Source organism: Mycobacterium sp. SMC-16 (assembly GCF_046250085.1).
Taxonomy (GTDB): Bacteria; Actinomycetota; Actinomycetes; order Mycobacteriales; family Mycobacteriaceae; genus Mycobacterium; species Mycobacterium phocaicum.
Window position 1 is genome coordinate 5,255,038 of sequence record NZ_CP176427.1, and the last position, 11,986, is coordinate 5,267,023.

General features: G+C 66.2%; 14 protein-coding genes. 8 read left to right on the forward strand and 6 right to left on the reverse strand.

Features of this window, described 5'->3' with window-relative positions:
• Positions 1 to 3 precede the first annotated feature (3 nt).
• Positions 4 to 453 (reverse strand): MarR family winged helix-turn-helix transcriptional regulator, encoded by a 450-nt coding sequence (locus tag ACJEIK_RS25645; RefSeq protein WP_162563679.1) that lies wholly within the window; start codon positions 451 to 453, stop codon positions 4 to 6.
• A gap of 37 nt (positions 454 to 490) precedes the next feature.
• Between ACJEIK_RS25645 and ACJEIK_RS25650 the strand changes: the two genes are divergently transcribed.
• The gene (locus ACJEIK_RS25650) at positions 491 to 1,303 is read left to right on the forward strand and encodes an amidohydrolase family protein (RefSeq protein ID WP_061006894.1); all 813 of its coding nucleotides are present in this window, start codon (positions 491 to 493) and stop codon (positions 1,301 to 1,303) included.
• Here the strand turns inward: ACJEIK_RS25650 and ACJEIK_RS25655 are convergent.
• A complete protein-coding gene (locus ACJEIK_RS25655) occupies positions 1,264 to 1,752 on the reverse strand; it encodes a hypothetical protein (protein WP_061006895.1) in 489 nt (162 codons plus the stop codon). The genes ACJEIK_RS25650 and ACJEIK_RS25655 overlap by 40 nt on opposite strands.
• 83 nt (positions 1,753 to 1,835) lie before the next feature.
• On the opposite strand from ACJEIK_RS25655, the gene ACJEIK_RS25660 reads away from it, so the two are divergent.
• Positions 1,836 to 2,450: a TetR/AcrR family transcriptional regulator gene (locus ACJEIK_RS25660; protein ID WP_061006913.1), complete on the forward strand. Its 615-nt coding sequence runs from the start codon at positions 1,836 to 1,838 to the stop codon at positions 2,448 to 2,450.
• A 5-nt stretch (positions 2,451 to 2,455) separates the two neighbouring features.
• Here ACJEIK_RS25660 and ACJEIK_RS25665 read toward each other — a convergent pair whose 3' ends face one another.
• The gene (locus ACJEIK_RS25665; RefSeq protein ID WP_082761971.1) at positions 2,456 to 3,460 is read right to left on the reverse strand and encodes a bile acid:sodium symporter family protein; all 1,005 of its coding nucleotides are present in this window, start codon (positions 3,458 to 3,460) and stop codon (positions 2,456 to 2,458) included.
• Between the two features lie 71 nt (positions 3,461 to 3,531).
• Between ACJEIK_RS25665 and ACJEIK_RS25670 the strand changes: the two genes are divergently transcribed.
• Positions 3,532 to 4,386, forward strand: coding sequence for a LysR family transcriptional regulator (locus ACJEIK_RS25670; protein WP_409347401.1), 855 nt, complete (start codon positions 3,532 to 3,534; stop codon positions 4,384 to 4,386).
• Between the two features lie 4 nt (positions 4,387 to 4,390).
• Here the strand turns inward: ACJEIK_RS25670 and ACJEIK_RS25675 are convergent, their stop codons facing one another.
• Positions 4,391 to 4,855 (reverse strand): MarR family winged helix-turn-helix transcriptional regulator, encoded by a 465-nt coding sequence (locus ACJEIK_RS25675; protein ID WP_212807263.1) that lies wholly within the window; start codon positions 4,853 to 4,855, stop codon positions 4,391 to 4,393.
• 153 nt (positions 4,856 to 5,008) lie between these two features.
• Here ACJEIK_RS25675 and ACJEIK_RS25680 point away from each other — a divergent pair, with 153 nt between their 5' ends.
• From ACJEIK_RS25680 to ACJEIK_RS25690, 3 genes are all read left to right on the forward strand, one after another.
• The gene (locus tag ACJEIK_RS25680; RefSeq protein ID WP_138250855.1) at positions 5,009 to 5,431 is read left to right on the forward strand and encodes an organic hydroperoxide resistance protein; all 423 of its coding nucleotides are present in this window, start codon (positions 5,009 to 5,011) and stop codon (positions 5,429 to 5,431) included.
• Between the two features lie 73 nt (positions 5,432 to 5,504).
• Positions 5,505 to 6,005, forward strand: a complete 501-nt coding sequence (locus ACJEIK_RS25685; RefSeq protein WP_061006900.1) for a DUF1097 domain-containing protein — start codon at positions 5,505 to 5,507, stop codon at positions 6,003 to 6,005.
• Positions 6,006 to 6,048: 43 nt separating this feature from the next.
• Positions 6,049 to 6,561 (forward strand): DUF6130 family protein, encoded by a 513-nt coding sequence (locus tag ACJEIK_RS25690; protein WP_409430482.1) that lies wholly within the window; start codon positions 6,049 to 6,051, stop codon positions 6,559 to 6,561.
• Between the two features lie 78 nt (positions 6,562 to 6,639).
• On the opposite strand, the gene ACJEIK_RS25695 is transcribed toward ACJEIK_RS25690, so the two are convergent.
• Entirely contained in the window at positions 6,640 to 7,989 is a 1,350-nt protein-coding gene (locus ACJEIK_RS25695; RefSeq protein WP_409430483.1) for a hypothetical protein, read from the reverse strand.
• Between the two features lie 619 nt (positions 7,990 to 8,608).
• On the opposite strand from ACJEIK_RS25695, the gene ACJEIK_RS25700 reads away from it, so the two are divergent.
• Positions 8,609 to 9,010 carry a helix-turn-helix transcriptional regulator gene (locus ACJEIK_RS25700; protein WP_409430484.1) on the forward strand — a complete coding sequence of 134 codons (402 nt, stop codon included), beginning with the start codon at positions 8,609 to 8,611 and terminating at the stop codon, positions 9,008 to 9,010.
• On the opposite strand, the gene ACJEIK_RS25705 is transcribed toward ACJEIK_RS25700, so the two are convergent.
• Positions 9,007 to 11,124, reverse strand: coding sequence for an acyl-CoA dehydrogenase family protein (locus ACJEIK_RS25705; protein ID WP_409430485.1), 2,118 nt, complete (start codon positions 11,122 to 11,124; stop codon positions 9,007 to 9,009). The genes ACJEIK_RS25700 and ACJEIK_RS25705 overlap by 4 nt on opposite strands.
• A 255-nt stretch (positions 11,125 to 11,379) precedes the next feature.
• Between ACJEIK_RS25705 and kstR the strand changes: the two genes are divergently transcribed.
• Positions 11,380 to 11,985 carry a cholesterol catabolism transcriptional regulator KstR gene (gene kstR / locus ACJEIK_RS25710; protein ID WP_346416108.1) on the forward strand — a complete coding sequence of 202 codons (606 nt, stop codon included), beginning with the start codon at positions 11,380 to 11,382 and terminating at the stop codon, positions 11,983 to 11,985.
• Position 11,986 lies beyond the last annotated feature (1 nt).

Below are 11,986 nucleotides of genomic sequence, written 5' to 3' on the forward strand. Positions count from 1 at the left end.
GGCCTATCGATCGTCGAGCAGATCACTCAGCCGTTGCAGTGCGTCGACGACACCGTCGACCGCGTCGGGCCCGATGGCTTCGTCGATGTACCCGTTGACGGTTGCCAGGGCGGCCTCGAGTCGGCGCAGCGCGTCTGCGCCGGTGTCGGTCGGCCAGAGCTCCCAGGCGCGGCCATCACTCTGACTGGCTCTGCGCTCGACGAATCCCGCCGTCTCGAGCCGGCCGACCATCGCCGTGACCGCGGACTCCCGCTGGCCGAGCTGTGCCGCGATGAGCGACTGGCGACAGCCGGCATGGCTGGCGATAAGCGTCAGCGCGGCGGCCTGCGCTGTCGAGATGCCGGCCCCGTCCATGAACAGCCGGTCGGCCGTCGTGCGCAGCCGCTGCGCAACGGTCTGCAGCTGGAAGTACGCCCGCCGCCGACCTGCCACCGACCTGTTCTTCGAACTCACCCTTGCATTATTACTTCACTAGTGAAGTAATTGGGGAATGACACGAGTGATCGACGCGTGGTCCCAACAGCCGAACGAGTTGTTCATGCGCCAGCCATGGCTGCGGCCACTGCTGCGCTGGACCCGCCAAGAAGACCTCCCGGCCCTGCCCGTCGACGTCACGCTGAAGGCGATGGACGACGCCGGGGTCGCGAAGTCGCTGTTGTGCGCGTGGGTCGGCCCCCACGGCACGCTGATCGACAACGACGAGACCGCGGCGCACGTGCGCGCCCACCCGGATCGGTTCGCCGGTGTCGCGTCCGTGGACCTCACCCGCCCGGTCGAAGCCGTCCGCGAATTACGCCGCGCGGTAACCGATCTGGGTATGGTCGCGCTGCGCGTCGTGCCGTGGCTGTGGAACCTGCCGCCGAACGACCGCCGCTACTATCCACTGCTGCAGGCCTGCGTCGAACTCGGCATCCCGTTCTGCACGCAGATCGGACACACCGGTCCACTGTGCCCCTCCGAGCCCGGCCGGCCGATCCCCTACCTGGAGACGGTCCTGCTCGAATTCCCCGAACTCGTGGTCATCGGCGGTCACGTCGGCGCACCGTGGATCGACGAAGTGCTGTTCCTGGCCAAGAAGTTTCCGAACTTCTACATCGACACCTCGGCCTACGCCGCCCATCGCCTGCCCCCGGCGCTGGTGGACTACATGCGTGAATCCGGCCGCAGCCGAGTACTTTTCGGAACGAACTGGCCGATGCTGTCCGCACAACGGTGTCTCGAGCGACTCGATGAGCTGGGCCTCGACGCCGATGCGCGCGACCTTTACCTCGGCGGCAATGCGGCCCGGGTTTTCGGGATCTGACGCAACCCCTGAGACCGGATCAGCCGGTGCCACCGGCGATGCCGGTAGCGGAAGATGCCGGCCGCGCCCAGCGCGACCAGGCCGGTGAACACCCCGGCATCGATGTCGATGGTGTCGCTGTACCGGCACCGACCCGGGCCGATGGGTTCAGCGTGCAGCGTGTGATTCCACGACCTGATCCGCCCGCCGTATTCGTGGGTGCGGATGGTGTGCGAGGCCTCGTCGACCGACAGCACCTCGATGGTGTGCCGGTAGGCGGGTATCACGTGAAATGCCATGAGCCAGCCGCTGCCTCGCTCCCCCGCGTGCATCGGCTCGGTGCGGCTCGCGAGCGCCGGCACCCCGAACAGACCGCGGCACACGTACAGGAAAGTCGCCGGCAACTGCATGGCGTGCCACACGGGATCCAGGTCGGCGGACAGCTCGGACTCGATGTACACCGTCTTCACGATGATGCTCCTTTGAGTTAGGGTCACCTAATCATCGACCGGCGAGATGCCGGTGACTACTCGCTTTCCGCGCGGAGGTGACCGTGGCACCACCGGATCGGTTCCGCGCCCGCAAGCAGCCCAAACAACAACGGTCCGCCGAGACCCGGCAACGAATCCTCGATGCGGCTGCTCGCGTTTTCGCCGAGTTCGGCTATCGCGGCGGCACCACCAATCACATCGCCGACGCGGCGAACATCTCGATCGGTTCGCTCTACCAGTACTTTCCGAACAAGGACGCGATCCTGGCCGCGCTCACCGATGCCCATATCGACGCCGGGGCAACGCTGTTGGCGGAGCGGGCCGCTGCGGGAATGCCGTCCGAACTGGAAGGCCAACTGCGGCTGTTCACGCGCGCAACCATCGACAATCACCGGGACGATCCGCATCTGCACCGGGTGTTGTTCGCGGAGGCGCCGAGGTCACCGGCGCTCCTGGCCCGGCTGCGCGACACCGAAGAACGTGCCGTCGCGGCGGCATATGAGCTTCTGGCCCGGCATTCCGACGTTCAGGTCCCTGATCTGAAATTCGCGGCCCGGATGACGGTCGCGACCATCGAGTCGCTCACGCACCGGCTCATCGCCTGCGCACAGCCCGCCGACGCGCAGCAGCTGGAGGATTCGATCGTCGACATGCTGGCAACATATCTGCGGGGCTAGCGGTGTCAGCCCCGCGCGACCGCGAGGTCCCCTTCCGCCGCCCCGGCGTCAGCCTGCCGCCCCCAGCGGCCGGCCAGCATCGCGCAGGTGATCAGCTGAATCTGATGGAAGATCATGAGCGGCAACACGATCAGGCCGACCGGATGCCCGGCGAACAGCACCGTCGCCATCGGCAGCCCGGTGGCCAGGCTCTTCTTCGATCCGCAGAAGATGATCACGATGCGGTCGGCTCGGTCGAACCTCAGTAGCCGCGCCACCCCTGCGGTGATGCCGAGCACCACCGCGAGCAGCACCACACTGACGGCGATCACCGCCAGCACGTTGGTGACCTTCATGCCCGTCCAGATGTGCTCGGCCATACCGGCACTGAACGCCGCATAGACGACGAGGTAGACCGAACCGCGGTCGACGACCTTGGTGAGTGTGGTGTGCGAGAGCACGCGGTGCAGCTTGGACCGCAACAACTGGCCGGCGAGGAACGGCAGCAACAGCTGCACGACGATCTCCAGGACCGAGTTCGCCGACACCGTGGCAGCGCCCGTGGTCGTCATGAGCAGGGTCACCAACAGCGGGGTGAGGAAGATACCCAGCAGGTTCGATGCCGATGCACTGACGACGGCCGCCGCGACATTGCCGCGCGCGATCGAGGTGAACGCGATGGACGACTGCACCGTGGACGGCAGCAGACACAGATACAGCATGCCGGTGTAGAGCTCGTCGGTGAGTACAGACGGCACCAGCACCTTCATCGCCAGCCCGAGCAGCGGAAACAGCACGAAGGTCGCGGCCAGCACCGTGGTGTGCAGCCGCCAGTGTTTCAGCCCTTCGAGCGCCTCGCGGGGCTCCAGGCGCGTGCCGTACAGCAGGAACAGCACCGCGATGGCGACCTTGGTCGCGGTCTCGACCGCATGGCCGGCCTCGCCGCGTGCCGGTAGCAGCACGCCGACGGCCATCGCGGCGAACAGCCCGAGCAGGAAGCCGTCGATGCGGAGCTTGGCGAGCAGGTTCACCCGGAAAACGTACTGCTGCCGCGACTCATAGCGCTAGGCGATATATCCGATATCTCTGAACGGATATGGTGATCAATATGCTGGACCCCGAACTGCTGCGCACCTTCCTCGCGGTCGAGCGCGCGGGCGGGTTCACCGCGGCCGGGCGTCTGCTGGGCCTGCGCCAGTCGACGGTGAGCGGCCACATCGCCCGCCTCGAGCAGGCCGTCGGCCGCGAACTGTTCCGCCGCGACACCCGCAACCTGGCCCTCACCGCCGACGGCGCGGCGATGGTGGGCTTCGCCCACGACATCCTGGACGCACAGGCCAAAGCCGACCGCTACTTCTCCGAATCCCGACCCACGGGCCTCATCCGGCTGGGCGCCTCGGACGATCTGGTCGGCCGCATGCTCTCGGACGTGCTGGTCGAGTTCCGCCGGTCCTACCCCGGCGTCGACCTCGAACTGGTCGTCGGGCTGAGCGAGAACCTCAAAACTCGAATGGCCGCAGGCGAATTGGATCTCATGGTGGCCAAACGACTGCCCGGCGAACAACACGGCGAACTGCTGTGGCGCGACCGCCTCGTGTGGGCCGGCCGTCCCGGGCTGACCGACATCACCGACCCGGTACCGATCGTGACGTACCCACCGCCGAGCCTGACCCGGCACATCGCACTACGCGAACTGGAACGCGAGCGCCGCAGCTGGCGCATCGCGTGCGTCAGCGACAGCCTGCTCGGTCTGCAGGCGGCGGCCCTCGCCGGGCTCGGCATCATCGCGCATTCCGAATCGGTTCTGCCGCAGGGACTTCAACCGATCACCGACAACCGGCTACCGAATCTCGGCCACCTGGAATTCGTCCTGTTGCACCGGCGGAGCACGCCATCGGAAGCCGAGATCGCGCTGCACGACGCCATCGTCGCCGGCGCACACCGCATGCGACACTGACCGTTCAGCGGGACTGCGCCTGCGCGTGGTCGCGAAGGTTGTCGCGCAAGGTGACCACCGCCTTCTGCAGCCTGTCGAACTCGTCGGACGGCAAGCCGGTCGCCGCCACCAGATTCATCGGTAGCGCCTTCTCACGCAACGCCCGGCCCGCATCGGTGAGGCTGACGATGACCTGACGCTCGTCGGACGGATCGCGCCGGCGGCGCACGTAACCCTGTGCTTCGAGCTTCTTGAGAATCGGGGTCAGCGTGTTCGACTCCAGGAACAGGTTTTCACCCAGGCCACGGACGGTCTGATGGTCGTTCTCCCAGAGCGCGACGATCGCGATGTACTGGGTATATGTGACACCGAGTTCGTCGAGGATCGGCTTGTACGCCTTGCCGTAAGCGAGATTCGCCGAGTAGATCGCAAAACACATGAAGTCGGCAAGCCGGGGACCGGCGGCCTCGGTCGGGCGCTCGACAGCCATCGACAACTCCTGACTTTGAGTGACATCCGAAACGATTCTATCGGATGCGATTCAATCGGATGGGTTGACATCTCGACGCCTTCGGATAGTCTCATCGCATCCGAGTTAATCGGATGCGATTTACATTCCGACTCGCCGTTCTCAAGGAGCAACATGAGCACCACCACCCACGACGCCGTTCTCTACACCGGCAAGACCCGCACCACAGGCGGCCGCGACGGACACGCCCAAAGCTCCGACGGCCGGCTCGACATCCGCCTCGATCCCCCCGGCAGCAATCGCGCCGGCACCAATCCCGAGCAGCTGTTCGCGGCGGGGTGGTCCGCGTGCTTCATCGGCGCCATGCACATCGCGGCCGGCAAGGCGAACGTCAAACTGCCGGCCGAGACCGCCGTCGACGCCGAAGTCGATCTCTGCAACGTGGACGGCGCCTACTTCTTGCAGGCGCGCCTGCACGTCAGCCTGCCGGGCATCGCGCGGGACACGGCCCGGGCCATCGTGGACGCCGCACATCAAACCTGCCCGTATTCCAAAGCCACCCGCGGCAACATCGACGTCGTGCTCAGCATCGCCTGACCAGACTCGGACGCACACCGAAATGTCCACTCCACCAACGGCAGCCGCACCGACCAACCACCAGGAGACGCCAGTGAGCATCACCGCAACCGGCACGGCCAGAACGACCGCAATCCCGTTTCACGCCATCACGCTGATAGTCGCCGGCGTCGCGGCCGTCGTCACATTCGGTACCGGTTGGGCGATGCTCTCGGCACCAGCGATGTTTCTCGGCTGGATCGCCTACGGTGTCACCGGCGACACCGTGCGTCACCGCTACGCCAATCTGGCGTCATACGTGGTCGGCCTGGTGTTCGCCGCCGCAACGACACTCGTGATCAATCGGCTGCAGCCGTCACTAGGTCTGGCGGCCACCGGTATTGCGATATTCGGCCTGGTCGCCATCGTCATGTGTCTGCGAGCGCTGCCCCTGTTCAACTACCCACCCGCGTACTTTCTCGGCATCACCAGCTTCTTCTACGCGGGACATGCGCCGACGGTCGCAACAGTGATCGCGCTCGCGACAGCGGGAGCCGTCGGAGCCAGCGGCGCAGCGCTTGCCGACTACTGTCAGAGCCGCTTTCTCGCCCGGTGAATCGCCGCACCCGCCAGTGCCAGAAATTCAGGAGGAAACACGAATGAAGAAGCTGCCGCACCTCATCGGCTACGCGGTCGTCGCGGCCACTGCCGGGCTCATCGCATCATGTGGCACCACGGTCGACAGCTCGGACCACACAAAACACGAGAGTTCCTCTGCCCCTTCGACTACCCGCACCGCAGGAACACCGAGCGCCGCGGATGTGCTCGGCCCGCCGGGAGTGGTGCCGCTGACCATACCGCAGCCGCCGGCGAAACTGATCGTCGATCCGCCCATTCCCGAGGCCCTCGCCAAGGGGCAGGTGTTCATCCAATACCGTGCCGAAAACCTGCGCATCGAACCGGTTTTCGGTCCCGAGGCACTCAAGGTGACTCCGCGTATCGGCCACATTCACGTGGTTGTCGACGGTGCGCCGTGGCACTGGGCGGACGCCAGTGGTGAACCGGTGATCCTGGTCGGCCTACCACCCGGACCGCACAAGGTGGAGATCATCCTCGCGGATGCCAACCACCATCCGCTCGACCACGTGACCACCGATTTCGTGGTCCCCTGACCGGACCCGAGCCGAGATCGACGAAATGGTTACCGGCCGAAAGGCTTTCGCAACCACTTCGTCAATCTCGTCCCCCCATCAACTCGCGTTGGCTGACTGATGCGTCGACGACGCCTTCTTCGGCTGCTTGGCGACCTTCGGCGCCTTCGGTGACTTCTGTGCCTTCGGCGCCTTCTCTGCCTTCTGCGACTTCCCTGCCGACTTGTCCTGCTTGCCCGCCGAATCGGAGTCAGACGAGGTGGCACCCGTCGCCTTGGTGCCCGGTTCGGACGTGGTGGTGTCCTTCTGCGCCGGTTTCGTTGTCTCGACCTTGGCCGGTTCGGCCGACACCGGGTCCGCAGCGGGCGTGGATGCCTCGACCTTCACCGGTTCTGCAACCTTCACGGGCTCCGTGACCTTCACCGGCAGCGTCTCCACGGCCTCGGCGTCGGTCGAGACCGGCGTCGCAGGCTTCGGATCCGCCTTGGCCACAGTCGCTTTGACCTTCTCGGGAGTCGACGATTCCTTCACTGGAGCGCTTGCCTCCACAGCCGCCGTGGTCGCCGAGGACAGCACCTTGGCGGCCGAGGCCGGGACCGCGGCCGGGCCATCCACGGTTACCGCGACCGGAGCCTCCGGAGCCGGCGGCTTGATGGCGTCGGCGATGGTCTTGAACCCTTGCATGACCGCGGCGACGACCCCGAACGACCCGAAGATGCCATACATGCCCTTGCTGCCCTCGCCCCACCCGTTCAGTACGGCGCCGGTGAGATTTGCCGGAGCGTTGATCAATTCGCTTGCGGCAGTGACGATATCCCCGACCCGCGCGGCGTCGTAGAAGTTCTGGGCGATGTCACCGAAGGCATCCGTAGCCTGATACATGGTGTTCAGCACCGCGAACCCCAACTGCGCCACGACCGGGGTGATCGCCTTGACCACATTGGCCATGTTCTGCGCGACCTGCTGCGGGATGTCGAGTTGCAGGACCGGGAACAGAACGCCCACAACACCGTTCACAAAGATGCCCCACCCCGACATCACCGCATCGGAGATCTGGCCGGCAGCCAATTGCTGCGCCATGGTCCTTAAGGAATCGGGAACGGTATTGGCCCAGTTGACCACGCCGTTGCCCACGCCCTGGGCGATGGACATGAGCTGGTTTGCGTAGCGGACCTGATTGGCGATCACCTGCTTCGCGAGCGGGAAGGGGTCGGCGGCGAACGCCTGGCCCAGTTTCCCGATATCGGCGACGGTCGTGGTGAGCACGTCACCCCACACCGCGAGCGGGTTGACGAACGCGGTGAGGTCGACGGTGCGGGTCGATGCGACGGTAGTCGGCGCCGGTAGATGAAGTTCTGGCGGCGGGATTGACAGCGGGCTGATGGCGATGACGCCGGCGGTTTCCATCGCCATTCCCGCAGTCGAATATCGGCGCAACTCGAATGCCATACGTTCTCCTTGGACTCTGAGGTGTCAGCACTTCTGGCCGCGCAGACGGTAGTGACCATGCCGAGAATAAACATTCGAAATATGCAACAAGTTCTAATTTTTATTGACTGGCTTGCAGATTTTTCACAGGATGTTCGGAGAAAGCCGTCACGAGCCCGCGCCCGAGGGCGCATGATCATGGCCAAGCTGGACACCCGGAGGTTCCGCATGGCCGTCAAGCCATGGAATGACGACCGGCCCATGAAGCCACGCATCGTCGTCGGCGAGAGGTCCGTCGACAGTCGCGGCATGTCGCTACGATTCGCCACCGAGCGCATCGAGCAGCCTGCCGACTGGTGCTGCCACGATTCGAGTCGCCACCTCATCTACGTCCACCGCCATGGCGAACTCCGATCGATGGAGACCAACCTGGACTGGGGCCCGACCGATCGCACGCTGCCGCGCATCGGCGATACCTGGGTGGTGCCGGCGGGGGTGCGCTGCACGTCGGTCGTCACCGGCGACATCTCGGGATTCTGCGAAATCTCGATACCCGAGAACGCCCTGGGCGAGGTCGTGCACGTCCCGCGGCGTAAGCATCACGATCCGCTGATCCTGCAGCTGGTGACCAAGATTCGCAGTGTTGCAGGCCGCGACGACGCGGCTGCTGATCCGGGACACCTACACGACCGCCCCACCGCCCGAACCGGAGCGCGACACCTTGCCACCGTCGGCGCGCGCATCGATAGTCGAGTTCCTGGAAACGAGCCTGGAATCCGACATCCATCTGGAATCGCTTGCCCGCCTTGCCCAGATGTCCGTGGCGACGTTCATCAAGGCGTTCCGCGCCGCGTTTCACACCACGCCGTACCAGTTCCTGCTCGACCGCCGCATCGACCGCGCCAAGACGTTACTGTCCTCGACCAGGTTGTCGATCACCGAAATCAGTGCGGCAGTAGGATTTTCGACACCCAACCACTTCGCCACGACATTCCGGCAGCGGGTCGGCCTGACCCCGAGGGACTTCCGGCGGGGCCGCTAGCGCGGCAGGCCCAGCAGGCGCTCGCCGGCCACGGTCAGCAGGATCTGTTCCGTACCACCGGCGATCGACAGGCAGCGGGTGTTGAGGAAGTACCGGACGTCCGGCGAATCCTCGATACCGGACCCGTCGTGGGCGTCCATGATGGTCTCGGCCAGGGTCTGGCGGTAGCGCACGCCGATCAGCTTGCGCACGCTCGACGGCGCACCCGGATCATGGCCACCGACGGCCATCTGGGCCGTCAGCTGATCCAGCAGCGAGCCCACCTGCGCCGCAACGATAAGTGCGCCAAGGCGTTCCGCGTCGGCAGCGTCCAGCTCGCGGTCGCCGAGCACGTCCAGCAGGTGCTCCATGCCCTTGTCCAGCGCGCCACCGGCGGCCATCGCGACGCGCTCGTTGGCCAGCGTGGTGCGGGCCAGGGCCCAGCCGCCGTCGATGGGACCGATGACGCAGTCGTCCGGCACGAACAGGTCGTCCAGGAAGACCTCGTTGAACAGCGCTTCGCCGGTGATCTCGCGCAGCGGACGGATGTCGATACCGGGCGAGCTCATATCGACGACGAAGTAGGTGATACCCTTGTGCTTCGGCGCGTCAGGATTGGTGCGCGCCAGGCAGATTCCCCAGTTGGCGCGGTGCGCATTGGAGGTCCATACCTTCTGGCCCGTCAGCTTCCAGCCGCCGTCGACCTTGACGGCCTTGGTGCGCAGGGCCGCCAGGTCCGAGCCGGCGCCCGGTTCACTGAACAGCTGGCACCAGTACACGTCGCCGGTCAGCGTGCCGGGGATGAAGCGGTCGATCTGCTCGGGCGTGCCGTGACCGAGGATGGTCGGCGCGGCCCACCATCCGATCGAAATGTCCGGGCGCACAACGCTTGCGGCACTGAGCTCGTCGTCGATCACCAGCTGCTCGCCCGGCGACGCCGCGCGGCCGTACGGCGCGGGCCAGTGCGGCGCCATCAGTCCGGCCTCGGCCAGCGCGGCCTGATGCTTCTCGACGGGCAGTGCCGCGATCTGGGCCACCACGGCGGCGATCTCGGGACGGATCGTCTCGGCCGCACCGGTGTCGACGTGCAGCTGACGACGCAGCCCCGCACGGGTCAGCGCGGCCACGCGGCGCAGCCAGCTGCCGTGGCCGCCGAGGATCTGCGACGTGGCGTAGGCGCGCCGCAGGTACAGGTGGGCGTCGTGCTCCCACGTGAAGCCGATGCCACCGAGCACCTGAATGCAGTCGCGGCCATTGTGTTTCGCAGCGTCGATGGCGGCCGCGGCGGCCACCGCGGCGGCAATGGAGAGCTGCGTGGCATCGCCTTCCACAGCGGCCTCGGCGGCATCGCTTGCGGCGACGGCGATCTGCTGCGAACGCAGCAGCATCTCGGCGCACATGTGCTTGACGGCCTGGAAACTGCCGATCGGCTTGCCGAACTGCTCACGCACCTTGGCGTATTCGGCGGCGGTCTCGAGCTGCCAACGCGCCAGGCCTGCGGCCTCGGCGGCGAGCACGGTCACGGCCAGGTCGGCCACCGGCGCGTCGAGGACGGTCGCCGCGGCGCCCGCCAACTCGACGCGGGCCAGCGGGCGCGAGAAGTCGGTGGCCTCGAGCGGCGTGACGGTGACGCCGGCCGCGGCGGCGTCGACCAGGATCCAGGTGTCGCCCGCGGGCAGGATCAGCAGGCCGTCGGGCAGGGCACCCAGGACGAACTTGGCGGTGCCGGTGGCGACCTGCCCGTCGAAGGCGATGTCGGACGTCAAAGCGAGTCCGGCGGTCCGCTGCCCGGAAGCCAGCGCCTCCAGCAGCGCGGCGTCGGTGATGACCAGAGTTGCCAGCGCGGTGGTGGCGACGGGTCCGGGCACCAGCGCGGCGGCGGCTTCGTCGACCATCACGCACAGATCGGCGATGGACCCGCCGGCGCCGCCGAGGTCCTCGGGCACCGCGACGCCGAAGGTCCCTAGTTCGACAAGACCGCCATACGGGCCCCGCCAAGCGTCAACGACATTCTCCGCTCCGCCCTCCATCGCCCGGACCGCGGCGATGGAACCCGACGCGACAGCCCAGCTACGGACCATTTCGCGGACCTCGGCCCGCTCCGAGTCGATAGTTGTGGAAGTGATGGACACCATGCGCTCCTAGCGTTTGGGCGAGAAGAACACGCTTCTCACTAGAACGTGTTCTAATGGTGACAGCAATCAGACGTCAAGTCGATCGCCATTACAGCAGGACACTCGGGTGTCCCGGGGCGCCTGGAGGTGGGAAATTACCGATCACTTTGCGTATCGTTTTCACCCAATGCGCGACCCGAAGGAGCTGACCGCCGAATGCCGACGCCAGCAACACCCGAATCCGATTCCGCCGTCCGCCCGCGGGAGGTGACGAACATGGCCGTACTGACCGAATCCGAGCTCGGTTCCGAAGCACAGCGCGAGCGACGCAAGCGCATCCTGGACGCCACCCTGGCCATCGCCTCCAAGGGCGGCTACGAGGCAGTTCAGATGCGTGCGGTGGCAGAACGCGCCGACGTCGCCGTCGGCACCCTGTACCGCTACTTCCCGTCCAAGGTGCACCTGCTGGTGTCCGCGCTGGGTCGCGAGTTCGAGCGCATCGACGCCAAGACCGATCGGGCGTCGCTGACGGGCGGTACGCCGTACCAGCGCCTCAACGTGATGGTCAGCAAGCTGAACCGGTCGATGCAGCGCAATCCGCTGCTGACCGAGGCCATGACACGTGCTTTCGTGTTCGCCGACGCCTCCGCGGCCGGTGAGGTTGATCACGTCGGAAAGCTCATGGACTCGATGTTTGCGCGCGCCATGAGCGACGGCGAACCCACCGAGGACCAGTACCACATCGCGCGCGTCATCTCCGACGTGTGGCTGTCGAACCTGCTGGCCTGGCTGACGCGTCGCGCTTCGGCCACCGATGTGAGCAAGCGGCTCGATCTGGCGGTCCGACTGCTGATCGGTGACGGGGAGCACCCTAAAGTCTGAC